The 24,726-nt window shown below is 59.6% G+C and carries 26 protein-coding genes; 13 read left to right on the top strand and 13 right to left on the bottom strand.

The features are described 5' to 3' along the window. Positions 1–150: 150 nt before the first annotated feature. Positions 151–1,380, bottom strand: coding sequence for a threonine ammonia-lyase (locus PO778_RS07925; protein WP_271439174.1), 1,230 nt, complete (start codon positions 1,378–1,380; stop codon positions 151–153). Between the two features lie 98 nt (positions 1,381–1,478). Here PO778_RS07925 and PO778_RS07930 point away from each other — a divergent pair, with 98 nt between their 5' ends. The 3 genes from PO778_RS07930 (at position 1,479) to PO778_RS07940 (ending at position 4,609) form a co-directional block, all read left to right on the top strand. Further along, positions 1,479–2,381 carry an NAD(P)-dependent oxidoreductase gene (locus PO778_RS07930; protein WP_271439175.1) on the top strand — a complete coding sequence of 301 codons (903 nt, stop codon included), beginning with the start codon at positions 1,479–1,481 and terminating at the stop codon, positions 2,379–2,381. Next, a complete protein-coding gene (locus PO778_RS07935; protein WP_271439176.1) occupies positions 2,378–4,054 on the top strand; it encodes an amidohydrolase in 1,677 nt (558 codons plus the stop codon). Before PO778_RS07930 ends, PO778_RS07935 begins: the two co-directional genes overlap by 4 nt. 318 nt (positions 4,055–4,372) lie before the next feature. After that, positions 4,373–4,609 (top strand): hypothetical protein, encoded by a 237-nt coding sequence (locus tag PO778_RS07940; RefSeq protein WP_160730378.1) that lies wholly within the window; start codon positions 4,373–4,375, stop codon positions 4,607–4,609. A gap of 294 nt (positions 4,610–4,903) precedes the next feature. Here PO778_RS07940 and tatC read toward each other — a convergent pair whose 3' ends face one another. The 9 genes from tatC to PO778_RS07985 form a co-directional block, all read right to left on the bottom strand. Further along, complete coding sequence (tatC, locus tag PO778_RS07945; RefSeq protein ID WP_160730379.1) at positions 4,904–5,689, bottom strand: twin-arginine translocase subunit TatC; 786 nt, start codon at positions 5,687–5,689, stop codon at positions 4,904–4,906. 18 nt (positions 5,690–5,707) lie between these two features. Further along, positions 5,708–6,136 (bottom strand): Sec-independent protein translocase protein TatB, encoded by a 429-nt coding sequence (tatB, locus tag PO778_RS07950; protein ID WP_271439177.1) that lies wholly within the window; start codon positions 6,134–6,136, stop codon positions 5,708–5,710. 21 nt (positions 6,137–6,157) lie between these two features. Then, on the bottom strand, positions 6,158–6,391 hold the full coding sequence (gene tatA, locus PO778_RS07955; RefSeq protein ID WP_271439178.1) for a twin-arginine translocase TatA/TatE family subunit: 234 nt from the start codon (positions 6,389–6,391) through the stop codon (positions 6,158–6,160). 100 nt (positions 6,392–6,491) lie between these two features. Further along, positions 6,492–7,163: an SMC-Scp complex subunit ScpB gene (scpB, locus tag PO778_RS07960; protein ID WP_271439179.1), complete on the bottom strand. Its 672-nt coding sequence runs from the start codon at positions 7,161–7,163 to the stop codon at positions 6,492–6,494. Then, on the bottom strand, positions 7,160–7,978 hold the full coding sequence (locus PO778_RS07965; protein WP_271439180.1) for a segregation and condensation protein A: 819 nt from the start codon (positions 7,976–7,978) through the stop codon (positions 7,160–7,162). Before PO778_RS07965 ends, scpB begins: the two co-directional genes overlap by 4 nt. Then, positions 7,975–8,994, bottom strand: coding sequence for a beta-N-acetylhexosaminidase (gene nagZ, locus PO778_RS07970; protein WP_271439181.1), 1,020 nt, complete (start codon positions 8,992–8,994; stop codon positions 7,975–7,977). The genes PO778_RS07965 and nagZ overlap by 4 nt, the downstream gene beginning before the upstream one ends. Before the next feature lie 114 nt (positions 8,995–9,108). After that, positions 9,109–9,810 (bottom strand): SPOR domain-containing protein, encoded by a 702-nt coding sequence (locus tag PO778_RS07975; protein ID WP_235903634.1) that lies wholly within the window; start codon positions 9,808–9,810, stop codon positions 9,109–9,111. A gap of 2 nt (positions 9,811–9,812) precedes the next feature. Beyond that, positions 9,813–11,582 (bottom strand): arginine--tRNA ligase, encoded by a 1,770-nt coding sequence (gene argS, locus PO778_RS07980; RefSeq protein ID WP_271439182.1) that lies wholly within the window; start codon positions 11,580–11,582, stop codon positions 9,813–9,815. Positions 11,583–11,676: 94 nt separating this feature from the next. Further along, positions 11,677–12,327, bottom strand: a complete 651-nt coding sequence (locus PO778_RS07985; protein WP_160730385.1) for a hypothetical protein — start codon at positions 12,325–12,327, stop codon at positions 11,677–11,679. A gap of 123 nt (positions 12,328–12,450) precedes the next feature. Here PO778_RS07985 and ispH point away from each other — a divergent pair, with 123 nt between their 5' ends. Genes ispH through rnhA form a run of 3 tightly spaced genes read left to right on the top strand, consistent with a single transcriptional unit; the run spans position 12,451 to position 14,880 of the window. Beyond that, entirely contained in the window at positions 12,451–13,425 is a 975-nt protein-coding gene (ispH, locus tag PO778_RS07990) for a 4-hydroxy-3-methylbut-2-enyl diphosphate reductase (protein ID WP_271439183.1), read from the top strand. Positions 13,426–13,438: 13 nt separating this feature from the next. Beyond that, complete coding sequence (gene thrB, locus PO778_RS07995) at positions 13,439–14,443, top strand: homoserine kinase (RefSeq protein WP_271439184.1); 1,005 nt, start codon at positions 13,439–13,441, stop codon at positions 14,441–14,443. Then, positions 14,440–14,880, top strand: a complete 441-nt coding sequence (gene rnhA, locus PO778_RS08000; RefSeq protein ID WP_160730388.1) for a ribonuclease HI — start codon at positions 14,440–14,442, stop codon at positions 14,878–14,880. Before thrB ends, rnhA begins: the two co-directional genes overlap by 4 nt. A gap of 66 nt (positions 14,881–14,946) precedes the next feature. Here the strand turns inward: rnhA and PO778_RS08005 are convergent, their stop codons facing one another. The 3 genes from PO778_RS08005 to PO778_RS08015 are packed head-to-tail and all read right to left on the bottom strand — an operon-like array spanning position 14,947 to position 17,237. Continuing rightward, positions 14,947–15,129: a YegP family protein gene (locus PO778_RS08005; RefSeq protein ID WP_160730389.1), complete on the bottom strand. Its 183-nt coding sequence runs from the start codon at positions 15,127–15,129 to the stop codon at positions 14,947–14,949. Positions 15,130–15,186: 57 nt separating this feature from the next. Then, a complete protein-coding gene (locus PO778_RS08010; protein ID WP_271439185.1) occupies positions 15,187–16,281 on the bottom strand; it encodes an NAD(P)/FAD-dependent oxidoreductase in 1,095 nt (364 codons plus the stop codon). A gap of 2 nt (positions 16,282–16,283) precedes the next feature. Further along, a complete protein-coding gene (locus PO778_RS08015) occupies positions 16,284–17,237 on the bottom strand; it encodes an alpha/beta fold hydrolase (protein WP_271439186.1) in 954 nt (317 codons plus the stop codon). Between the two features lie 105 nt (positions 17,238–17,342). Between PO778_RS08015 and PO778_RS08020 the strand changes: the two genes are divergently transcribed. From PO778_RS08020 to PO778_RS08050, 7 genes are all read left to right on the top strand, one after another. Next, positions 17,343–17,834 (top strand): A24 family peptidase, encoded by a 492-nt coding sequence (locus PO778_RS08020; protein WP_271439187.1) that lies wholly within the window; start codon positions 17,343–17,345, stop codon positions 17,832–17,834. Between the two features lie 85 nt (positions 17,835–17,919). Next, complete coding sequence (cpaB, locus tag PO778_RS08025) at positions 17,920–19,008, top strand: Flp pilus assembly protein CpaB (protein ID WP_160730393.1); 1,089 nt, start codon at positions 17,920–17,922, stop codon at positions 19,006–19,008. An 80-nt stretch (positions 19,009–19,088) separates the two neighbouring features. Beyond that, on the top strand, positions 19,089–20,657 hold the full coding sequence (locus PO778_RS08030; RefSeq protein ID WP_160730700.1) for a type II and III secretion system protein family protein: 1,569 nt from the start codon (positions 19,089–19,091) through the stop codon (positions 20,655–20,657). A gap of 14 nt (positions 20,658–20,671) precedes the next feature. Then, entirely contained in the window at positions 20,672–21,313 is a 642-nt protein-coding gene (locus PO778_RS08035) for a CpaD family pilus assembly protein (RefSeq protein WP_160730394.1), read from the top strand. Between the two features lie 3 nt (positions 21,314–21,316). Beyond that, positions 21,317–22,597: a pilus assembly protein CpaE gene (locus tag PO778_RS08040; protein WP_271439188.1), complete on the top strand. Its 1,281-nt coding sequence runs from the start codon at positions 21,317–21,319 to the stop codon at positions 22,595–22,597. A gap of 80 nt (positions 22,598–22,677) precedes the next feature. Continuing rightward, positions 22,678–23,649, top strand: a complete 972-nt coding sequence (locus PO778_RS08045; protein ID WP_160730396.1) for a type II secretion system F family protein — start codon at positions 22,678–22,680, stop codon at positions 23,647–23,649. A 17-nt stretch (positions 23,650–23,666) separates the two neighbouring features. Further along, positions 23,667–24,674, top strand: a complete 1,008-nt coding sequence (locus PO778_RS08050; protein WP_160730397.1) for a type II secretion system F family protein — start codon at positions 23,667–23,669, stop codon at positions 24,672–24,674. Positions 24,675–24,726 lie beyond the last annotated feature (52 nt).

A 24,726-nucleotide genomic window follows, 5' to 3' on the forward strand; every position in this document is an offset into this window, starting at 1 on the left:
TCCTCTTGGGCCAAAACGAAATTGCGTGCGAATTGATTGCACTATGCCCATCTTACCGCGTCGGTAAAAGTCCCTTAACCATGAAACATCGTTAACAATTGATTATTTTGCACAATTTCGAAAAGGTTACCGAGGGCCCACAAGGCCCCGTCAGTTCAATTCCACCTGATTGACCTGATAACCCTTTAACCGCATCGACTCGATCAGAGCGTCGAGCTGCTCACGGTCCCGCGCCTCGCACTCGATATCGGTGATCAACCCCTTCGCAGGCAGGCTGGTAAAGATGCGTTGATGGTAGATTTCGATGATGTTGACGTTGTGGTTGTCGAATTCGCGCATCACCTTGAACAGCGAGCCGGGCCGGTCTTGCAGGGTAATCCGCAGCCGTGCCAATCGGCCGGACCGTGCAAGATCGCGCAGCAGCACATTTGCCAGCAGCCGGGTGTCGATATTGCCGCCGCAAAGCACCAGGCCGATCTTGCGGCCCGCAAATTTTTCCGGATTGGCAAGAACCGCCGCAAGTCCCGCTGCGCCTGCGCCCTCGACCACGGTCTTTTCGATCTGCAGCAGCAGCGAAACCGCTTTCTCGAGGTAGTTTTCACTAACCAGCAAAATATCATCGACCCGCTCGGCGATGATCTGCGACGTGAATTCGCCCGGCTCCTTGACCGAGATGCCTTCTGCCAGGGAGTCGCCCCCGCAATCCAGCTTCTGACCTTTGATCTTTGCGTACATCGAGGGATAGAGTTCGGCCTGGACCCCGATCACTTCCATGTCGGGTTTCAGTGCGCGCGCAACAGTCGCCATTCCCGATAGCAATCCCCCGCCGCCGATCGGAGTTACGATGCAATCAAGATCGGGGGCATCCTCGAACATCTCGAGCGCCACGGTACCCTGCCCGGCCGCGACGTTGGGTTCATCAAACGGGTGCACGAACGTCAGGCCGAGCTCTTTCTCCAGCTTGCAGGCGTGCGCATAAGCATCATCGAAAGTCTCGCCATGCAGCACGACATTGCCGCCGACACTCTCGGTCTGCATGACCTTCACCGTGGGTGTCGGGCGCGGCATCACGATTGTGACCGGAACACCAAGCCGCCGCCCGTGATAACTCAAACCTTGCGAATGGTTGCCGGCAGACGCGGCAATGACGCCGCGCTTTCGCTGTTCGTCGGTGAGGTGCAGCAACGCGTTCAGCGCGCCGCGTTCTTTGTATGCAGCGGTGAATTGCTGGTTCTCGAACTTCAGCCAGATTTCCGCACCGGTAATTTCCGACAGCGTAATGCTGTGCATCGTGGGCGTGCGCACTACAGCGCCTTCGATCCGCTTGGCGGCGGCACGAATTGTATCGATAGTCAGAAGATCTGTCGGTTTCTCGCTCATGACGGTGGGGTAAGCGAAAACCGATAATTGGGGAACACATGATTGGCTTTGGGCGGATATGCATTTGCTTTGACAGCCATCTCGCTTAACCACAGCACATGACTGACAGATACGATATCGCCTTTATCGGGCTTGGCGTGATGGGCGGACCGATGGCGGGCCACCTCGCAAAAGCCGGGCACCGCGTCATAGCGTTCAACCGAACCGGCTCACGCGCGCAGGAATGGCTAGCGCAGCAACGTGATCAGGGGCTCGACTGTGATAGCGCGCCCACCCCGGCGGCAGCCGCCGAAAATGCCGACATTGTCATCAGCTGTGTTGGCAATGACAGCGATTTGGCAGAGGTTCTGCTTGGCGACGATGGGGCACTGCAATCGATGCCGCAGGGCAGCCTGCTGATTGATCATACCACGGTTTCAGCGAAAATGGCCCGCTGGATCGACGAAAAATGCGCCGAGCAACAGGTTGCTGTGATCGACGCCCCTGTTTCCGGCGGGCAAGCGGGCGCTGAGAACGGCGCTCTTGCGATCATGTGCGGCGGAGACAGCGGCGCATTCGAGCGCGCCGAACCCGTGATGCAGGCATATGGCCGCCGGATCGTTCACGTCGGCCCTGCTGGCGCGGGCCAGACAACCAAAATGGCCAATCAGATGTGCATCGCCGGGGTCCTCGGCGGGCTGAGCGAAGCAATTCGACTGGTTCAGGCATCCGGTATAGATTCCGACAAGGTGCTGGAGGCGATATCGGGCGGCGCAGCGCAAAGCTGGCAAATGGAAAACCGCTGGCAAACCATGGTCGCCGGGGAATTCGACTTCGGCTTTGCAGTCGACTGGATGCGCAAGGACCTTGCCTATGCGCTGGATGAAGCGAAAAGGCTTGGTCTCGACAGCCCGGTGACGGCGTTGGTCGACAGTTTTTATCAGGAAATTCAGGAAATGGGCGGGGGCCGTCAGGATACAAGCTCTCTGATACGCCGCCTACCGGAAGGAAATTCTCAATGACAAAGTCCCGCTCGTTCAAAGCGTTGGTCGCCGCGATGTGCACCGCCGCCGCCTTTGTTTCCGTGCCGGCGCACGCAGATCAGCTGATCGACAATGTGCAGGGCATCCGCATCAACGAGGACGGCAAGGCAGAACGGTTCACCGCCTTGCTGGTCGGCGACGATGGCAAGATCGAACAGGTTCTCAAGCGCGGCGATCCCATGCCGGAAGGCGTAGAGTACCGGCTGGACGGCCAGGGCAAGTATCTGATCCCCGGACTGATCGACTCTCACCTGCACGTCATGGGTCTCGGCTTCGGTGCACTCACGCTCGACCTGTCCGGCACCAATTCGCTGGCGGAAGCCCAGGAAGTGATTGCCAAATACGCGGCGGAGAACCCGCAGGTTCGCTGGATCATCGGACGCGGCTGGAATCAGGAAAAATGGGGCCTCGGCCGCTTCCCCACAGCCGCCGAACTGGATGCGGTCGTCGCAGATCGGCCAGTATGGCTCGAGCGGGTGGACGGTCACGCTGGCTGGGCGAATACCATGGCGATGGATCTTGCCGGTGTCAGCGCTGCGACCAAGGCGCCCTCTGGCGGTAACATCGTGCGCGCTTCTGGCAGCCGACAGCCGACCGGAATTTTCGTAGATAACGCCGCCGCACTGGTGCAAAAGGCTGTGCCCACCCCGCGCCCGGAAGACCGTGATCTCGCGCTATCCAAGGCGCAGGAAATCCTCCTTTCTTACGGCATCACCGCCGCAGCCGACATGGGCACAACGATAGAGGATTGGCAATCATTTCGCCGGGCTGGCGATAACGGGTGGCTGCGGATGCGCATCATGTCCTACGCCGCTGGTGTCGGTGCGATGGAGCTGATTGGCGGCCCCGGCCCCTCTCCCTGGCTTTATGAGGACAAGCTTCGGCTGAACGGGGTGAAACTGTATCTGGATGGTGCGCTGGGATCACGCGGGGCGTGGCTGAAAAAGGATTATGCCGATGATCCGGGCAATACCGGACTCCCGCTGCAAACCCCCGACCAGCTGAGAAATCTGATGAGCCGTGCCGCGCTCGACCGGTTCCAGCTTGCGATCCACGCGATCGGCGATGCGGCTAACAGCGAAGTGCTGAATGCGATCGAAGAACTTTCGTTCACCTATGAAGGCGACCGCCGTTGGCGCATCGAACATGCACAAATCGTGGATGCCGCCGAGCTCGCCAAATTCGGAAAGCATGGGACCATCGCTTCGATGCAGCCGGTGCACCAGACATCCGACCGGACAATGGCAGAGGCGCGGCTTGACCCTCCTCGCCTCGAAGGGGCTTATGCTTGGCGCAGTATGCTTGGAAACGATGCCGGGCTGGTTTTCGGATCTGACGCTCCCGTCGAATCGCCCGACCCGTTTGCCGGACTGGCCGCGGCAATCTCGAGAACCGGGCCGGACGGCAAGCCATTCGGCGGCTGGCGCCCTGAAGAGGTCGTGAATCGGGAAGAGGCGCTGGCCGGATTTACCTCATGGGGCGCTTATGCCGGATTCGCGGAAGGCAAATTCGGCCGGCTGGCTCCGGGCGAACGCGCTGATTTCGTATTCATTGACCGCGATCTGTTGTTGGCATCGCCGTCAGAGATTCGTGAAACAAAGGTACTCCAGACCTGGGTTGGCGGAATGCGGGTTTATTCGGCCGACCAATAGCCCCTTTATTGCGTCGTATCATCCTGAATTGGCAACGGTTCGCCGAAATTTCCAAGATATTGCTTGGGCTTAACCATTTTGAAACCTTAACCACCCAAGTGAGGTATCCGGCGCTCGAAAGATTGAATTTTGTTCGGAACCAGCTTGTTTTTGAGCCGTTTAGCAGCTGAACCGGACGCGGTAATTAACTAGGATAAGTGTTACAATTCGGTAACATATCGCGAAAAGCGAGACTGAATTAGGACTTGCCTCACTTCGCAGACTACCGTAGGTGGTCGATGAGATTAAACGAATAGAGAGCTCTAAGGAGACGATTGAATGAAGTTCCGTAACCTGCTTGCCGCTACCGCGGCCGTATCGATGGCAGCCTCGCCTGCAATGGCACAAAGTGCAAATGCTGACCGTGTTGCTGCTCCGGCTGCTGATGAAAGCCAGCTCGGCGGTGACTCCGGCGGCGCCGGCATCATTCTCGCAATTCTTGCAGCTGCTGCAATTATCGCTGGTATCGTTATTGCTGGTGGTAACGAAGACGACGACGCACCTGCTAGCCCATAAGGCTCGGCACCAGTCGAACAAATTGAGCGGGGTCTTCGGGCCCCGTTTTTTTGTGCCTTGCGTCGGCGTGATCGGAAATGACGGCGGGTACAGAGAATGCTGTCTGGCCGTTCGCCATGGTCGAAGTGCCTGAGCACGTGAAACGAGCCCGAAAGGTCCTGCTACTTCGGCAAACGCTACACCGAAATTGAATAGTCTATCCTGGCTGAACGTCCGGGGCTCGTCTTTGCGCGAGATCACATCGAGATGCTGATTGAACCGGAGCCTTGGTTACACTCGCACCCAAGTGCAGTCCTAATCAGTAGCAGCCGCTTCCTCGGATGCCTCGGCCGCCTTGCGCTGCCGTCGTTCGGTCAGCCGCATGATCAGCAGCGACCCCTCGAACAACAATAGAAGCGGTACGGCCAGGATCAGCTGCGAACCAGGGTCCGGCGGGGTCACAATCGCCGCAACCGCCACAACCAGTACGACAACGTAGCGCCGTGCACCTGCAAGCTGCTTGCGGTCTACAATCCCTGCCCTGTTCAGTAGCAACAGCAATACTGGCAGCAGGAAGCTGATGCCGAATGCCAGAATGAATTGCATAACCAGGCCAAGATACTCGTTTGCGCTTGGCAGTGCCTCGATCTCGAGCCCGCCAGTCTGCCCCTGAAATCCCAGAAACCAGCTGAATGCTGTCGGCATCACAACGTAGTATGCCAGCGCCGCGCCAGAGGTAAAAAGGATCGGCGTCGCAATGATAAACGGCAGAAAGGCCTTCTTTTCTTTCGCATAAAGGCCCGGTGCCACGAACGCCCATAGCTGGTTCGCGATGATCGGAAAGCTGAGGCAGAAGCCGGCAAAAATCGCCACCTTCAACTCGACGAAGAAAACCTCGTAAAGCTTGGTGAAGATCAATTGGCCTTCGCCGTCGGGAAACGCGCCCTTGAGCGGCTGGACAAGGAAGCCGAGGATTGGATCTGCAAAGTACAGACATATGCAGAAAGCGACCACGAGTGCCAGAACGCAGCGCACGAGCCGCCCGCGCAGTTCGATCAGATGATCGAGCAGCGGAGCCTGTGTGTCGTCGATATCTTTCATTCCGAGCGCCACGACCAATCAATCCTTTGGCGCAGGGGTATTGAGGGGAAGCGAGCGCTGCTCGGTTTCTGTATCCGCCTCTACCTGCGCGGCTGCTTCAACGTCTGCGCTCTCCGCCCGGCTCTCTGCCGTGGCGGATGCTGCAGGCTCAGCGTGAGTCTGCATTTCCGACCCGCCATTCTCGGCGCTCGGTAGCGGCCTCATCTCGCCCTGCGGAGTTTCGGCCATAATCCGCTCGTTCTGCTCCTTCCACTTGCGCTCCATGTCCTCCATCTCGGCTTCGCGCACCATCGCGTCGAAGCCGCTGCGGAATTGCGCGGAAACCCGCCGGATCTTGCCGACCCACCGGCCTGCCACACGCAAGGCCGCGGGCATATCCTTGGGGCCGATCACGATAATCGCGACGACGACTATGAGCAGGAGTTCAAGAGCGCCGATGTCGAACATTCGATTGGCGGCTTTTCCGGATTAATCTGTGCGGTCTGCGGTCTTGCCGGGCTGCTTCTTTGGCGACGCGTCGACAGCAGGCCCTTCGATCGAACCGGTAGGCTTGGCCTGTGCCGATTCGTCTTCGTTCATGCCTTGCTTGAAGCTTTTGATGCCTTTGCCGAAATCACCCATCATCTCAGAAATGCGCCCGCGCCCGAAAAGGACCAGGATGACGAGCGCGATAATGATAAGTTGCCAGGGGCCGAGCGACATGATGAATTGTCCGTATTGGTGTTTCGCAGTTACCCGGCCAATATAGGGATTAACTCAGCCCAACGCCAGCGATTGCAGTCGCGGGAAGCGATAACCGGGATTACTCGTCCGGCTCTTTGCCATCACCTTCGATGGCAGACTGATCAGTCCGGGGCATGTCGGCTTCGGTTTCCGGCGTATCCGCAAGGCCCTGCGGCTCATCTGTTTCGATCAATGCATCATAGGCCTCGTCGACGGGATCGAGCAGACCGGCGGCACGCAGTTCATCCAGCCCCGGCAAGTCTTTGCGGGTCTGCAAGCCGAAGTGCTGCAGGAATTCAGCCGTGGTTGCATAAATCACCGGACGTCCCGGCACTTCCCGCCGACCGGCAATCTTGATCCAGCCGGCTTCCATCAGGACATCTACGGTGCCCTTGGCCGTTTGCACGCCGCGAATCGATTCGATCTCGGCCCGGCTGACTGGCTCGTGATACGCGACAATCGCAAGGACTTCGGTCGCAGCGCGTGACAGGCGGCGCACCTGCTCCCGCTCTCTCCTCAGCAAGTGTGCAAGGTCCGGCGATGTCTGGAAATGCCATTTCCTGCTTCGTTCAACCAGCTCGATACCGCGCCCTTCGTAATGGTCCGCCAATTGCCGGACCGCCTCACGCACTGCGGGCAGATCGGCATCTCCAAGATGCCCGGCGAGAGCTTCCAGCGTCATCGGCTCTTCTGCGGCAAACAGCGTCGCTTCGACCGCGCGCTGCAAATCATCGGGTTTGGTTCCGCTCATTGTGCGCCCTGCCCCCTGATCCGCCGAAGCCGCATCTCACCGAAAATCTCGTCTTGCGAGATTTCCGCTTTGCCCATCCGGGCGAGTTCCAGCGCGGCGACAAAACTGGATGCCAGCGCCGATTTGCGCAGCCGCGGCTCTGCATGGGGCGGAAGGAATTCCTCCAGCGTCATCCAGTCCAGCGTAACGCCAAGCATGCTGGACACCCGGTCCAGCGCACTTTCAAGCGTCATCACGGGCCGTTCGCGGACCATATGAACCGCCGGGGCCGTGCGGGCCTTCACCTGCCCATAGCCCTGGATGAGCATGTACATATCGCACCGCCACTGGGTCTTGCGATCAATCCGCAAGCCTTCGGGTGCCCCGCGAAGGAAGACATCCCGCCCGATCCGGTCCCGGGCCATCAGGCGTGCAGCGGATTCGCGCATTGCACCCAAGCGTTGCAGGCGAAGCTGCAACTTCAGCGCAAGTTCTTCGGGGCTTGGGTCTTCCTGCTCTTCCTTGGGAAGCAGCATCGAAGATTTGAGATAGGCCAGCCATGCGGCCATCACCAGATAATCGGCCGCCAGCTCCAGTTTGAGCGCCTCTGCACGGTCGATATAGTCGAGATACTGGTCAACCAGCGCGAGGATCGAGATTGCCCGAAGGTCGACTTTCTGTCTGCGCGCAAGGTCGAGCAACAGATCGAGAGGCCCCTCCCATCCATCCAGTTCAAGATAGAGAGAGGTGTCCTCCCCTTCCTTGGTGGCAGGGGCAATCCAGTCCGAATCGCCGGCCTGATCATCCGCCGTGAACATCAGGCCGTTCTCGCTCATGCCGCGTTCTCCGTTATCGCCAGCAAGCTGTCACGCTTGGCGAGCAATTCGCGTTTGTCCCCTTCCGAACCGCTTAGCCGCGTGGGTGCCAATGCACGTCCCAGCCGGGCCAGGGCCTTTTCAGTCATCGCGGGAACGCGCCCAGCGATCTGCTGCATCTCATCCATCTTGGCCCAGCAATTGAGCACGACATCGCAGCCTGCGGCGATGGCCCTTTCCGAACGGTCGGCGACTGAACCCGATAGGGCTTCCATGTCGATGTCATCGGTCAGCAGCAGGCCGTCGAAACCGATCCGTCCGCGAATAATCGTTTCGATTATATAGGGGGACAGAGTGGCCGGCTGGTCTTCATCCCAAGCGGTGAACAGCAGATGCCCGGTCATTCCGATGGGGGCGTCGGCCAAAGTCCTGAAGGGGGCGATGTCCCACTCCAGTTCGGCATCCGAAGCGGTTACGGTGGGCATTTCCTTGTGCGTATCGGTTGTCGTGCGGCCATGCCCGGGCATGTGCTTGATGCATCCGGCAATCCCCGCCTTTGCGAAACCATCCAAAATGGCGCGCCCAAGCGCGGCAACCTGCACCGGCTCAGCACCCAAGGCACGGTCGCCGATCACGTCGTGCGCCCCTTCCTGACGAACATCGAGAGGCGGATGATAATCCACCGTGATGCCCATTTCAGCCAGTTCCAACCCCATGGCCCAGGCGTTCACGCGCGCAGCCTCGATCGCGCTGGCTGGAGCAATCTGGTAAAGTTTGTCGAAGACTTCGCCAGCGGGAAACGGCGACCAGAGCGGCGGGCGAAGTCTCGCCACCCGGCCGCCCTCCTGATCGATGGAAACCAGCAGCCTGTCGCGCCCGTGAAGTTCACGCAGCGAGTCAGTCAGCGCACGCAGTTGCTCTGGATTTTCGCAATTTCGGCCAAACAGGATGTAACCCGCCGGGTCAGCCTCGCGGAAAAAGGACCGCTCATCAGCAGTCAGGGTTGCTCCGGCCAGACCGAAAATCGCGGGTGTCATGGTCTGAAAGTCGCAGTCTCATGCGGCTTGTGCAAGCGTATTTACCGCCAGCAATGTGGACAATTTGCCGCTTGGGAATCGGGCGGCTGCACGAGCCGCCCGGTCCTCATCCAATCAGCGCTTGACCTGGCAGGCCACGCCATCCGATTTCAGCGCCGAACACAGCGCCCGCGCCGATGCCGCATCGCCGGCCATGGCTTGCAGACGGAAGACTGTGCCGATGTCGGCCTTACCTTCTTCGATCCGGTATTTGACGCCTTGCAGCGCTTCGGTCTGCCCGCGCAGCGTGTTCCAGCCGGCCAGCGCGCTTTCGCGGGTTGAAAAAGCACCCACCTGCACCGCGACACCGCTCGCCGCAGCCGTAGCTTCCGAAGACGATGCAGCAGCGTCGATGCTTGGCCGCGGAGTTTCTTCCGCTGCGATCCGGCCTTCGGTCGTCTTGCCTTCACCTACGCCGGGAGCAACATTGCCGGTCCCTTCGAATGTCTTGCCACCGGCATCATCCGGTTTTTCCTTGATCGGTCCCTCAGGCGCCTCGATCGTGCCGCCCTGCTCAACCAGATCGGGATCAGTGCTGCGATTGGAAAACCACCAGATAAGCGCAACGAGAAGGGCAACCGCCAACAGGCCGAGAAGGGCAAAACCGACCAGACGACCGGTGTCGTATCCCTCTTCCTCTTCGTCATAATCCGATTCGAGCCACGGCAGCGGCTCGTCTTCTTCGACCAGACCCAGATCTTCGCTGGTTTCCGCCTCATAGTCCTCACCCTCGAACGGCTCTTCGCCGTCCCGGTCGTTCCCCTCATGGACCATCATTGTTACATCTCCTCGACGGCTTCGACCCCAAGCAGGGCCAGCCCGTTACGGATAACCTGCCCGATCTGCGACGCCAGGAAAAGTCTCGCAGCGCTCAATTCCGGATTCTGTGCCACGATGAAGCGTTTTTCAGGGCGATCGTTGCCCAGATTCCAGTATGAATGAAACGCTGCGGCGAGGTCATACAGGAAGAATGCGATCCGGTGCGGCTCGCGCGCCAGAGCTGCTGCTTCCACTATACGCGGGAATTGCGCCGCCTGTTTTACCAGTGCGAGCTCCTCTGCGCCGAGCAATTCGATCGCGTCGGTAGAAGGTTCGAATCCTTCAGCTGCACCCTTGCGCAAGGTCGAGCTGATCCGCGCATGGGCATATTGGACATAGAAGACAGGGTTGTCTTTCGATGCCTCGACCACCTTGGCAAAGTCGAATTCCATCTGCGCTTCGGGTTTGCGCGTCAGCATCGTGAAGCGGACTACGTCCTTGCCGACTTCCTTGACCACGTCGGCCAGCGTCACAAAAGTGCCTGAGCGCTTGGACATTTTGACTGGTTCGCCGCCGCGCAGCAGCTGGACCATCTGAACCAGCTTAACATCGAAAGGGATCGTCTTGCCCTGCCCTTCGCCCAGCGCGGCCACTGCGGCCTTGATCCGCTTGACCGTGCCAGCGTGGTCAGCACCCCAGATATCGATCAGTGCATCGGCCTTCTCCGCCTTTTGCATGTGATAGGCGAGATCGGCCCCGAAATAGGTCCATTTCCCATTGGACTTCTTGATTGGCCGGTCCTGATCGTCACCGAATTTGGTCGAGCGGAACAGTGGCAATTCCACCGGTTCCCAATCGTCAGGCGTTTTGCCTTTCGGCGCTTCCAGAATGCCGTCGAACACAAGATCATGCTCACGCAGCCATTTTTCCGCTGTTTCCGGCTTGTGCGCCGCTTGCAGTGCGGCTTCCGAAGCAAACTCGTCATGCTCGATACCGAGCAGTTTGAGGTCGGCCTTGATCAGCCCCATCATCTGTTCGACGGCTTCAGCGCGGAAAATCGCGAGCCATTCTTCTTCCGGCTCGTCCTTGAACCGGTCGCCCAGTTCCTGAGCCAGATACTCGCCCACCGGAATCAGGTAATCGCCCGGATAAAGTCCCTCGGGAATAGCGCCGATGTCTTCGCCCAGTGCCTCGCGGTAACGCAGGTGCGCGGACCGCGCGAGCACGTCCACCTGACCGCCCGCGTCGTTGATGTAATATTCGCGAACGACATTGTGCCCGGCATATTCCAGCAGCGATGCCAGCGCGTCACCGACCACCGCACCGCGGCAGTGGCCCATGTGCATCGGACCGGTCGGATTGGCCGACACATATTCGATATTCACGGTCGAACCGCCGCCCAGGTCTGACCGGCCATATGTCGCGCCAAGTGCGGCGATGGCCTGCAATTCGCGCTGCCAGGCAAGATCAGACAGACGCATATTGATGAAGCCGGGGCCAGCGATGTCAGCGGAAACAATGTCGGGATCAGCGGTGAGCTTCTCGACAATTTTGCCGGCAAGCTCGCGCGGATTTGTCTTCGCATGCTTGGCCAGAACCATCGCAGCATTGGTTGCAAGGTCGCCGTGGCTTGCATCGCGCGGCGGCTCCACCGTCACGTTCGAGTGAGGTGTTTCCGGCGGGAGAGCGCCTTCGGCTTCAAGCGCGGCGAGAACTGCACCGACCTTCTCGGCGAAGGCGGCGTGCAATGTGTGCAGCTCCGGAGCTGCTACTGATGTGTTTTCAGACATGCCGCGCGACTAGCCGAACTGGCCAGAATCGCAAGCATTCCGCACCGCAGAAGCGTAGTGTTGGCGAAATTAGTCGGCGCTTTGCGGGTCGCGCTTAGCGGGTCGCGTTGAAAGCCAGTTGAGCCTCGGTCAGCTGGAAGCCGACAAGAAGTTCGAACGTTGCCCGTGTCAGGGCGGCGCGGACTTCCGGATCGGCCAGCGGATCAAGCGCGGCATCGGGATCGCCCGCCTTGCGCTTGCGGGTGATCTTTTCGCGGATATCGGCCGGCAGCGTGGCTGCGGAACGATCGACAAATGCCCCGCCCTTGCCGGTTGCCTGAGCGCGTTCCTGCCCGTCTGCGAATGTGAGCGTTACCGAACCGATACGCTTCGCCTGAACTGCAGATCCGCCCTGCAAGACGGTTGTGAAGTAAGGCAGAGTTACCGTTCGCTGGCCGCGTGTGTCGGTGCGGCGCGCAAGCACGTCGAAGCTCGCTTCGGCATACACCTTCTCACCCGTTTCGTTGCACGTGCTGCGCAGATTGGTGATCGCCGCCACCACATCGATCTGGTCGGCCGTGGTCGCGCCCGGCGTACGGAAGGTCGTGATATCGCCAGTGTAGTCGGGAATACCGACCGCAGGGCAAGCCGTGCGGACTGCTGTGATCCCCACGCCCTGGTTCACGACCAGATCGCCTTCTTTCGCACAACCAGCGAGCGTACCCGCCAAAATAGCGAGAATAAGCGATGGGCGATGGAGTTTCATGCAGCAGAGTCCTTCACAATTTCGTTCCACGATCCTAGCTAGGCAGCGGATGCAGCCCCAGCTTGGCATCAATGATTTTCACGGCCCTAGCGGGCCATCGCGCAAAGCGCTAGAGGCCTGCATATGAACGCCCCCTTGCAATCCACGAAAGCGAGCGCGACCAAACCCGCGCTGACCATCCTGATCGCCGCCCCACGCGGATTTTGCGCAGGTGTCGATCGGGCGATCGAAATCGTCGAGCGTGCGCTCGAACGTTATGGCGCGCCCGTCTATGTCCGCCATGAAATCGTGCACAACAAGTTCGTTGTCGACGGGCTGAGGCAAAAAGGCGCCATCTTCGTCGAGGAACTGGATCAGGTGCCCGATGGCGCGCCGGTCGTATTCAGCGCGCACGGCGTTCCCAAGGCAGTCCCGGCAGAGGCGGATCGCAGGGGCCTCGATTATCTCGACGCGACCTGCCCGCTGGTCAGCAAGGTTCACCGCCAGGCGGAACGCCAGATAGAGGCAAATCGCCATATCGTGTTCGTCGGCCACCGCGGTCATCCCGAAGTCATCGGCACCATGGGACAGGTGCCGGAAGGCACGATGACCCTGGTCGAGACGGTGGAAGATGTTGAGGCTCTTAGCCTCGCGGCAGACCAGCCGCTCGCTTTCCTGACGCAGACCACGCTGTCGGTCGATGACACGCATGAAATCGTGCGAGCGTTGCAGACCAAATTTCCGCACATCGTCGGACCGAAGGCGGAAGACATCTGCTATGCCACGTCCAACCGGCAGGCAGCGGTGAAGAGAATTGCGCCTGGCAGCGATCTGGTGCTGGTGATCGGGGCAGGAAACAGCTCCAATTCGCTCAGGCTGGTCGAGGTTTCCCAGAAGTGCGGCACCGACGCCAAACTGATCCGGCGTGCATCGGAAATCGACCCCGCATGGCTCGAAGGGGTTGGTACACTGGGCCTGACTGCCGGCGCTTCCGCACCGGAAGAACTCGTCCGCGAAGTGGTCGCCAAGCTGTCCGAATGGCGCGAAGTTGAAGAGCACACGCTGGTCACCGCAGAAGAAAAGATGGTCTTCAAGCTGCCGCGCCAGCTGACAGACTAAGGTACTTGGCGCCGTGGCTGTCTATACTCACCTCAGCGCCGACGATATCGATGCGTTCGTCTCGCACTACGGTGTGGGGAAGCTGGTATCTGCCAAAGGTATCGCGGAAGGCGTTTCCAATTCCAACTGGATCATCGAAACCTCTGCGCCTGACGGCGATAGCGAACGCTTCATCCTGACCGTCTATGAAGAACGCACCAATACCGATGATCTGCCTTTCTTCCTCGACCTGCTCGATCACCTTTCTGCCAAGGGTTGCCCCGTACCGCGGACCATTCACGATGCAAGCGGCGCCGCTTACCGCGAAATCGAAGGCAAAGCGGCCGCTCTGATCGAATATCTGCCCGGTGTTTCCATCGACCGGCCCAGCGTTGATCAGGCCAAGGCGGTCGGGTGCGCGCTGGCGGGAATTCATCTTGCGGCAAGCGATTTCAGCGACAGCCGGGTCAATGATCTGGGGCCGGCAGGGTGGCGCGGCCTTTTGCAACAATGCGACGGCGCAGCTCTGGGCGAAATCGATCCGGCCTTGCCCGAACTCGTGGATGCCAAGCTGGGTCAGATCGAGCGTGACTGGCCTGATCACCTGCCAACCTCGATCATTCATTCGGACCTGTTCCCGGACAATGTCCTGATGCTGGCGGACCAGGTGAGCGGCCTGATAGATTTCTATTTCGCCTGCAACGATATGTCTGCCTACGATCTGGCGGTCGCGCATGTTGCATGGAGTTTTTCCGGTGGCGGCGGGGAATTTCATCGCGACATCGGGGATGCGCTGATCGAAGGCTATGAAAGCGTTCGCACGCTGATCGATCAGGAAAAAGCTGCCATGCCTCTGCTCTGCCAAGGTGCAGCCATGCGGTTTATCGCGACCCGTGCCTATGACTGGCTGAACACCCCGGCAGAGGCGCTGGTCACACGCAAGGACCCGATGGATTTCGCCAATCGGCTTCGATTCTACGACGAAGCGGGTGCAAATGCCTTTCCGTTTGTCCAGCAAGCGGGCACAGCAAACAGATGAAACGCGTAGAAATTTTCACTGACGGCGCCTGCAAGGGTAATCCCGGCCCCGGCGGCTGGGGTGCCTTGTTGCGGTTGGGCAAACACGAAAAAGAACTGTCCGGGCGCGACCCGGATACGACCAACAACCGGATGGAACTGACCGCCGCGATCAAGGGGCTGGAAGCGCTGATCGAACCGTGCGAGGTCGACCTGTATTCCGATAGCAAATACGTGCTTGATGGAATGACCAAATGGGTTGCCGGCTGGCAAAAACGCGGCTGGATCAATTCCAGCAAGAAACCTGTCCGCAACGCTGAATTGTGGCACGAACTGATCGAGGCAGCCCGCCCGCACAAAGTTAACTGGCACTGGGTGAAGGGCCACAACGGCCACCCTGAGAACGAACGGGTTGATCAATTGGCCAGCGAACAGGCTGATATCGCCGGTTATTCGTAAATAGCTTTCAGGCACGAAAAAGGGCGCAGCCGGTGATGGCCGCGCCCCTCGCGAAATCTCTTTCGATTAATCGGTGGTGGTATCGACCACTTCGGCTTTCGGACCGTTCTTCAAAACCGACTCAATCGCATTCTTGGCGCTTGCCTTGGAGCTATAGCCTTCTGTCCACCAGATCGATTCCGAGTTGTAGACGAAGTACGAAACGAATTCGCCTTTCTTGTTTTTACGAATTTCGAAACGATGGGCCATTTGGCAATCTCCTCTTGGTTGAATCCGGCGCTACCCTAACCGCAAATACGGGAAAATCTACCCAAACCGCTCAGGGCTATAAATGGACGCGTCGATCCCCCGGGCAAAGTCTTCTCGCGGTGTTTGCAGCAACATTGCAGTGGCTATCGCTGCCGCAGCGGGTGCCGTCTGGATTCCGTACCCGCCCTGCCCCGCAAACCAGAAGAATGCAGGCTTGCGCGGATCTGGCCCGTAAACGGGCAGCCGGTCAGGCGCGAAGCTGCGCAGGCCGGCCCACTTTCGCTCCACGGCTTCGACTTTCCAATCGACCACACTTTCCAGCCGGTCGATTGCCTCGGCCACGGCCAGTTCTTCCGGTGCCGCGTCGCATGGTTCCGACGGTTCCTCGTCGTGCGGGCTTAGCCACAATCGCCCGCTCTCAGGCTTGAAATAGAATCTGCCGGAGATATCGAGCACGAGCGGATTGGTGGCCGCTGGCGCAGGGGACACGCGCAATTGAGCAACCGTCCGGCGTAGCGGGCCAATGCCGACCGGTCTGCACCCGGCAATTTCGGCAATCCGGTCAGCCCACGCGCCTGCTGCGTTCACCAGGGTGCGGGCTCGGTATTCCCGCCCGTCAGAGGTTTGCAGCTGCCATTCGCCGCCATCATACTCAGCCTGATCCAATTCGGCTTTGGTGACGAGATCGGCCCCGCCGCTGCGCAATCCCTTCAGATAATGCTGGTGGAGACCGGCGACATCGATATCGGCGCATGCCGGTTCCCATATAGCATCGCACCAATCATCCCGGATGCCGGGTATCATTGCCCGCAGGCCCGCTGCGTCAAGCCGTTCGAACGTCGCGCCGGTCGATCCGAAACGCTCCTCAAAAGCGTCCAGCCTGGGCTTGTCCTGCTTGCGCCCGACATACAGAGCGCCGCGCCGGTTCAAAAAGCCGCCGTCTCGCAGGAATTCTCCCGAGGCCAGAGTAAGCGGCACGATCTCCGGACCGCCGTAACATTCTTCCCAGAATGCTGCGGATCGGCCTGTCGAATGAAAACCGGGTTGATCCTCAGCCTCCAGCACCACCACGCTGGCCTGGCCGGCAAGCCCGGCGGCAAGGCTGGCCCCCGCCATGCCCGCACCGACAATCGCGAAATCATACACTTCCATGATTATTTCGCCGGCGCGTTCCGTTCGAGGAATTCATCGATCGCGGACAGTGCCTTGCCCCGCACCGCCTCGACTTCGCGCAACACCTCGTGGTGTGCTTCTCTGCCAAATTCCAGCAATTCTGCGTTGGGCAGACGGCTGGCAGCTTCGCGGATGGCTCTGATGTCGACCAATTTGTCGTTTGACGTGCCCACCAGCAGAATCGGCGTCTTTATCGCTTCGAGTCTTCCGGGCGCGAATAGTGACCGCATGGAGGCATAGGACCGCTCGACCCAGCCCCAGCTGCCTGGTCCCATGACCAGTTCGGGGCGTTCTTCCCGCCACCAAAGCTCGTCTTCATAACGGTCTTTGTCATGGGTGAGCAGGTTGATTCGCCCAACTGGAATTTCGCCCGGCTTCTCGCTCCATTTCCACGCAGGCGTTGTCCCGCCGCGCAGGCGCAGGATCAGTTTTGCCAGCCGGTGCATCCAGCTGTTCGGCAGGAAATTGCCAAAGAAGCCAAGCATCGGTGCTGATAGCACCATGGCATCGGGCGCTACCGCCCCGTCTGCCAATGCCCGCAAGACCAGATGTCCGCCCATCGAATGCCCCATCAGGACATGCGGCCCCGGTGTCTCGCCGACCCATTCCTGCCAGAACGCGCCAAGGTCTTGCACCCAGGTGTTGAAATCATCGATATGGCCGGTGACCGGATCATCGCCCAAACGGCCCGATCCCGCCTGCCCGCGCCAGTCGGCGCCGGTTACGCGCCAGCCGGCGTCATGAAGTCCGTGCAGTGTTTCGAGATATTTTTCATACGCATCGCCACGGCCCGGAAAAAACAAAATGGAACCGCGCGGTTTCGCGCCTGCTCCCGGCCAGTCGATCCGGCGTATCTCGTGCCCGTCCCCGGCGACCCAGCGGGATTCGGTTGCCTCTGCCGGTATGGCCCGGCGATCGAATTTAGCGTGGTTCACACCGTCTTCCCGTACTTGGCTAATACGAACCTCCTGCGCTTGGTTACTTTTTGGTAAGTGATGATCTGTAGCAGCAGAACCTCAAAGGGACCTTTGGGGGCAAAAATGCTGGGCGAATATTTCCACTACGGCTTGCTTGTTGCGTTGGCAATCGCACTGATTGTTGCGGCGTTTACAGACATTCGCCGCCGTCAGATCGATAATTGGCTGAATGCAGGCATCGCCCTGGGTGCGCCATTGTTCTGGTGGTCCAGCGGGCTGTCGCTGTGGCCGGATGTGGCCTTGCAGTTCGGTCTTGCGCTGGGCGCGTTCACCGTTTTCGCTGGCCTGTTTGCTCTTCGCATGATGGGCGGCGGTGACGTCAAACTGCTGACCGTGCTGGCGCTGTGGATTGTCCCGAGCCAGTTTTTCAAGCTGCTGATCATCATGGCGCTGGTTGGCGGATTGCTGACCATTGTGATGGGCGCCTGGCACGTCATGCGCCGTCAGCGCGACCGCCTGGCGATCCCGTATGGCGTGGCGATTTCTGCCGCCGGACTTTGGGTCCTTGGAACATATTATTTGCCGGCTGCCACGCATGCAGTCGGCGCGGGGTGAACCTGATTTTAACCATTGGATGCGTAACCAACAATTTAACGAATGCCCGCAATCCCGTCGGGCCGAATAGGGGGCTAGAATAGCCATGGATAGGAAGAAGCTGGTTCTGCTGATCGGAGCATTGGTCATCGCGATCGGTACTGCGCTTGCAGCACGGAGCATGTTTGCCGGAGCGCCAGCTCCGCAAGCGGAAGCGGCCGCACCCGAGCCTAAAGGACCAAAGGTTCTTGTCGCTCAGCGCGGTCTCGCAACAGGCACAATCATTACTGCTGATGCGATCAACTATCAGATGTGGCCGGAAGAGCTCGTCCAGGACGCCTACTTTATCGATGGCGAATCGGATGTCTCGCAGCTTCTGGGCACAGTCGTCCGTCACCCGATCACCGCTGGTGAGCCGGTAACGCAAGGCTCGCTGGTCAAACCTGGCGACCGCGGGTTCCTCGCGGCGGCGCTTGGTCCGGGCATGCGCGCTGTTACCGTACCGGTATCGGCCAAGACCGGCGTTGGCGGCTTTGTATTCCCGGGCGACCGTGTCGACCTGGTCCTGACCCAGACGGTCAAAGGTGAAGGCGAAGCTCTGAAAGCGTCGGAAACCATTCTTAGTAACCTTCGCGTCCTCGCCACCGACCAGTCGACCCGGCAGGAAAAAACCGAAGCCGGCAACACCGTTGTTCGCGCCTTCCGTACTGTCACACTCGAAGTGACCCCGCGCATCGCTGAAAAGGTCGCTGTCGCTCAGACAATCGGCACACTCAGTCTTTCGCTGCGCTCGATCGCCGACAACCAAGGCGAACTGGATAAAGCGATTGCGTCAGGCGACATCAAAGTCCCGGACGATGCCACACCGGAAGAGGAAGAGAAAATCCTCGCAGCCGCCATGTCACGCCCGAGTGATGCGAAGTCCACCTTCGTAACCGGCGGCGATGTCTCGCGCTTCCAGCGCCGTACGATGCCCCCCAGCGGCGCAAAAGGCCCTGCTTCGGCACCGCCAGCGATGGGTGTGTCCGGCACTGGCAAGGTTGCACCAAAAGGTCCGACGGTTCGTGTGACCCGCGGCAAGACAACCACTGAACTGCCAGTATCACGCGGCACCGGCGCAATGGTCGCCCAGGAACAGCAAGGCATCGAAAGTGCCGCAGAAGTTGTCCCGGTCGCCGGCACGATCCTGAGGTGAAGCGAACCATGACAAACCGTAATTCTTCTTCCGATCTGATCGGCATGACTGCCGGCAGCATCAAACCGAGGGGCAAGACCATGAAACGTCGCCTAACTGCAACCCTGCTGATGGCCAGTCTGGCCGCAGCACCATTGATCGGCATTCCCGTCGGCACTGCGAACGCGCAGTCCGTGACCAAGCCATCGCATGACGTCGTCCTGTCGATCGGCCGCGGCGAACTGCTGACCGTACCGGGGAACATGGCGGATGTTTTCATCTCCAACGATTCGGTTGCCGATGTCCAGATCAAGTCGCAGCGTCAGCTGTACCTGTTCGGTAAGGCCGGCGGCCAGACCACTGTCTACGCCAGCGATGCACGCGGTGACATCATCTGGTCGGCTAACGTCCGCGTCGGGTCCAACCTCGACAGCGTGGACCAGATGCTGACCCTCGCCATGCCGGAAGCGAAAATCAACGTTTCGACCATGGGTACCAACACGGTTCTTCTGACCGGGACGGTTGCAGCACCTGAAGATGCCGCTGAAGCTGAACAGCTAGTGCAGGCCTTTGTCGGCGACGGATCGAACGTTATCAGCCGCCTGAAGATGGCAACCCCGCTGCAGGTCAACCTGCAGGTGCGGTTTGCCGAAGTCAGCCGCTCGCTGGTTCGTGCCATCGGCGCCAATCTGACCACGGGTGATCTTACCGATGGTTTCCAATTCGGCATCGGGAATGGCCGCGCCGCGGTTACGCAATACTCTCCTGGCGGACCTCTCGGGGTTAATGTCACCGAAGGTGCAGACGGAACTTCTGTTGTCTCGACAACCTCCACCGGCTCGACGATCGCGGCGTTCGGCAAGCTGTTCGGCCTTGACCTGGCGGGAACACTCGACCTTGCGGAACAAAATGGCCTCGTGACCACGCTGTCGCAGCCCAACCTGACTGCACTTTCGGGCGAAACTGCCGACTTCCTTGCCGGCGGTGAATTCCCGATCCCGATCAGCCAGGGCCTAGGCACGACTGCGGTAGAATATCGCAAATTCGGTGTCAGCCTCGCCTACACTCCGACAGTGCTTGCCAATGGCCGGATCTCGATCCGCGTGCGTCCGGAAGTTTCCGAACTGTCGACGCAGGGGGCCGTGACGCTTAACGGCTTCCAAATCCCGGCGCTGACCATTCGCCGCGCTGAAACAACCGTGGAACTCGGCTCCGGCCAGAGCTTCATGATTGCCGGCCTGATGAGCAACAACGCGCAGAACACGATCGACAAGGCACCGGGCGTCGGTGACGTTCCGATCCTTGGCAACCTGTTCCGTTCGCGGTCTTTCCGCCGCGGCGAGACAGAGCTGGTGATCGTGGTGACCCCGTATCTGGTGAACCCGGTTGACGCGAACGACATCAAGCTGCCGACTGACGGCTTCCGCGCCGCCAACGAACTCCAGTCGTTTCTCGGTTACCGGGACAATGACGGTGTGAACGGTGGCTTGCGTCCGGTGCCGACTGCACAGGACAAGGACGCCCCGCCGCCTGCAGTGTCGACCATCGACCCGGCTGCGATCAATCCTAATGGCGGTCCGGTATCCGGTCGCCGCGCAGATGCAGCCGACAAGAAACGCAAGTCCGAGCGCACCGCCGAAGCGGCTGCACCCGGCTTCAGCCTCAAGTGAGAAAGGTGAATAAGATGCCTATTGCAATCAATCGCAAACTAGCAGGCGCGCTTGCCCTTTCGCTTGGGCTCGCCCTGGGTGCTTGCGGCGGCATGCCGACCAATCGCAGCCTGGAAAGCGTTAAGCAGCCGGTTGTGGAACGCACCAATTACACATTCGATGTTCGTGCCAATCAGGGCGGTCTGGCAATTTCCGAACAGAAGCGTCTCGCTGACTGGTTCGAAGCCATGGACCTTCGCTATGGCGACCGTGTTGCCATTGATGATCCGATGGCCAGCGGCGCAACCCGCGAAGCCATTTCCAAACTGGCAGGTCGCCACGGCATCCTGATCAGCGACGGTGCGCCGGTCACGGCTGGCTATGTCGATCCGGGCAATGTCCGTGTCGTACTGACCCGCTCCACCGCGTCTGTTCCGGGCTGCCCCGACTGGTCGGCCAAATCCGACATGAACTACGCCAACGCGACCAGCCCGGGATATGGCTGCGCCATCAACGGCAATCTGGCCTCCATGGTGGCCAATCCGGAAGATCTGGTCACTGGCCAGAAGGGAACCGGGCAAACCGTTGTCACGACCTCTTCGAAGGCGATTGGCAGTTATCGTGAACAGGCACCGACCGGTGAAGGCGGGCTGAAAGAAAATGGAACCGGAGGCTAAGTCATGAACGCTCCTTGGAAACCAAATGCTGCGGGTAACCGTGACCCCTTCGCCGCCTTCATCTGCGACGATGCCGCGCTGGACGTCCTGCGTCCGGTAGTGATCGAACTCGGCTGGCAGCCGGAAAAATGTGCCAAGGGCGGACTGCGCAATGCAGTGCAATCGCTCTCGGTCGCGGCCAGCCCCAACATCCTGATGGTCGACCTGTCGGAAAGCGGCGATCCGCTGAACGACATCAACGCCCTCGCCGAGGTTTGCGAACCCGGTACGGTCGTGATCGCTATCGGCCAGGTGAACGATGTTCGCCTGTACCGCGATCTGCTGGCCAGCGGCATTCACGATTATCTGCTGAAACCGCTTTCCGCCGGGCAGCTACGCGACTCGCTGAACAACGCTCAGGCAGTGTTCTCCGCTCCGCGTGCAAGCGATCCGGAAGCTGCGAAGCGCCATGTATCCACGGCTGTTGTCGGGACCCGCGGCGGTGTCGGTGCTTCCATGCTGGCGACCTCGCTCTCGTGGCTCTTCAGTGAAGATCACAAGCTGCCGACGGCACTGCTCGATCTCGACGTGCACTTCGGGACCGGCGCTTTGGCGCTGGATCTGGAACCTGGACGCGGCCTGACCGACGCGATCGATAACCCCAGCCGCATCGACGGCCTGTTCATCGAACGCGCCATGATCCGTGCCAACGATCACCTTGCCATCCTGTCCGCCGAGGCGCCGATCAATTCACCTCTGATGACCGATGGTTCGGCCTTCATCCAACTGGAAGAAGAGTTTCGCCAGGCATTCGAGATGACCATGATCGATCTGCCGCGCAACATGCTGATCAATTTCCCGCATTTGCTTGCCGACGTGAACGTTGTGGTGCTGGCGGCGGAAATGACCCTGGCATCCGCGCGTGACACGATCCGGATTCTCAGCTGGCTGAAAACCAACGCGGCGCATGCAACTCCGCTGATCGTCGCCAACAAGGTACAGACTGGCGCGGCTGAAATCAGCAAGGCTGACTTCGAAGCGTCGATCGAACGCAAGATCGATTTTACCATCCCTTACGACCAGAAAGCCTCCGCGAACGCAGCCAAGCTTGGCCAGACGTTCATCGAAGCCAATCGGTCGAGCAAGGCGACGGCAGCGATCAAGCAGCTGGGTGACCGCATCCTGGGTGCAAGCGAGGAAGAAATGGAGGGCGACGAGCCGGCCAAAAAATCCCTGCTCGGCAGCTTCGATCTGAAGTCGCTGCTCGCCAAAAAAGAAAAGAAGTCTTCGGTTCCGGCCGAATAATTCACTCCGCCGGCCACGCTCGCAAGGGCGTGGCCGAACCAACCAATTTTGCGAAGATTTAGGAAAGGCAGGTCAAGAGCATGGGCATACTTCAGCTCCTGCTGGTAGGCGCCGGGATCATGGGACTGCTGGTTATCGGCTATATCCTGATCGCAGGTCCATCTGCCGCAAAGGAAAGCCAGCGCCGCTTGCAGGCGCTCCGCTATCGCCACTCTGAAAGCACGGACGCCAAGGTGGAGTCCCAGCTCAAGAAGGCTATCGCGGCGCGCAAGCCGAAACTGCACAAAATCGCAGGTTCGACATCGCGGGTCGATGCTCTCGCCATCCGGCTCGACCGGACAGGCAAGAACTGGTCCCTTTCCCAATATGTCTACGCATCGGTTGGACTTGCGCTGGCCATCGCGCTCATCATTTATCTTCGCTCGGGTGCGGCTCTGCTGTCGCTCGGCGTAGGTATCTTTGTGGGCGCAGGACTGCCGCATATGGTCGTCAATTTCTTCATCAAGAAACGTACCGGCAACTTCAACGCGAAGTTTCCCGATGCGATCGAACTGCTTGTCCGCGGCTTGCGTTCAGGTCTGCCTGTGACGGAAACGCTAGCAGTTGTGGCCCAGGAACTTCCCGGCCCGGTTGGCGAGGAATTCAAGGGCATTGTCGAGCGTATCAAGATCGGCCGGTCGATGGAGGAATCCCTCCAGGAAACGGCGGACCGCCTTGGCATTCCGGAATTCAACTTCTTCTGCATCACCCTCGCCATTCAGCGCGAGACGGGTGGTAACCTGGCGGAAACATTGTCGAACCTTTCCGACGTGCTCCGCAAGCGTTCACAGATGAAGCTGAAGATTCGCGCGATGAGCTCGGAATCGAAAGCATCGGCGTACATCGTTGGTGCCCTGCCCTTCATCGTGTTCGGCATGATCTGGTGGATCAACCCCAGCTATATCGGCGGCTTCTTTGAAGACGACCGGCTGATCGTGACCGGTCTTGGCGGACTGGTTTGGATGTCGATCGGCGGCTTCATCATGGCCAAAATGGTCAGCTTCGAGATCTAAGGCGAGGACGGAACAAAATGTTGAACCAAGGTTCAGGCCCAACCCTTCTCGGCTTCGATGTCATCCTCGTCGGGACCATCCTGGTCGGTGTTGCCGCATTCGCGGTGATCCTCGCGGTCTATGCGGCTGTCACCGTGAAGGACCCGATGGCCAAGCGCGTAAAAGCGCTGAATGCACGCCGTGACGAGCTGAAATCGGGTATCATTACCGGCAGCGCAAAGAAACGCGCCAGCCTGGTACGCAAGACCGAAAAAACCGAGAAGATGAAAGACACTCTGCAGGGGATGAAAGTCCTCCAGCAGAGCCAGATCGAAATCATCCAGCAAAAACTGGCACATGCCGGTATCCGTAACAAGGAACTGGCGGTTCTGGTGATCGGTGCACGGCTTGCCCTGCCGATCGTGCTGGGCGGTATCGGCTTCCTGATGATCTACGTGATCGACTATTTCCCTGACTGGGGCGATTTCAAACGGCTTGGCGCCTTCGCGTTCCTCCTGTTCATCGGCTACAAGGGGCCTGAGATTTACCTCAAGAACATTGCTGGCAAGCGTACCGGCGAAATCCGCAAGGGTTTGCCTGACGCGCTCGATTTGCTGGTTATCTGCGCCGAAGCGGGTCTTACCGTCGATGCTGCATTTAACCGTGTGGCGAAGGAACTTGGCCGCGCATATCCTGAACTGGGTGATGAATTTGCCCTGACGGCAATCGAGCTGTCGTTCCTGACCGAACGCAAGATGGCCTTCGCCAACCTTGCATACCGTGTCGATCTGGAATCGGTGCAAGGGGTGGTCACGACCATGGTTCAGACTGAACGCTACGGTACTCCGCTTGCATCGGCGCTGCGCGTCCTGTCAGCTGAATTCCGTAACGAACGCATGATGCGCGCCGAAGAGAAGGCAGCCCGTCTGCCGGCAATCATGACCGTTCCGCTGATCCTGTTTATTCTGCCGGTGCTGTTCATTGTTATTCTTGGCCCGGCGGCCTGTTCGATCAGCGACGCGTTCGCTGCCAAACCGGGGCGCTAGGGCGCCGCGTAACGGACAGCAAACCAAAGGCGGCCCCGAAGCGATCATGCTT

Origin of the sequence: Pontixanthobacter luteolus, from assembly GCF_947494915.1 — a bacterium.
GTDB lineage: Bacteria > Pseudomonadota > Alphaproteobacteria > Sphingomonadales > Sphingomonadaceae > Pontixanthobacter > Pontixanthobacter luteolus.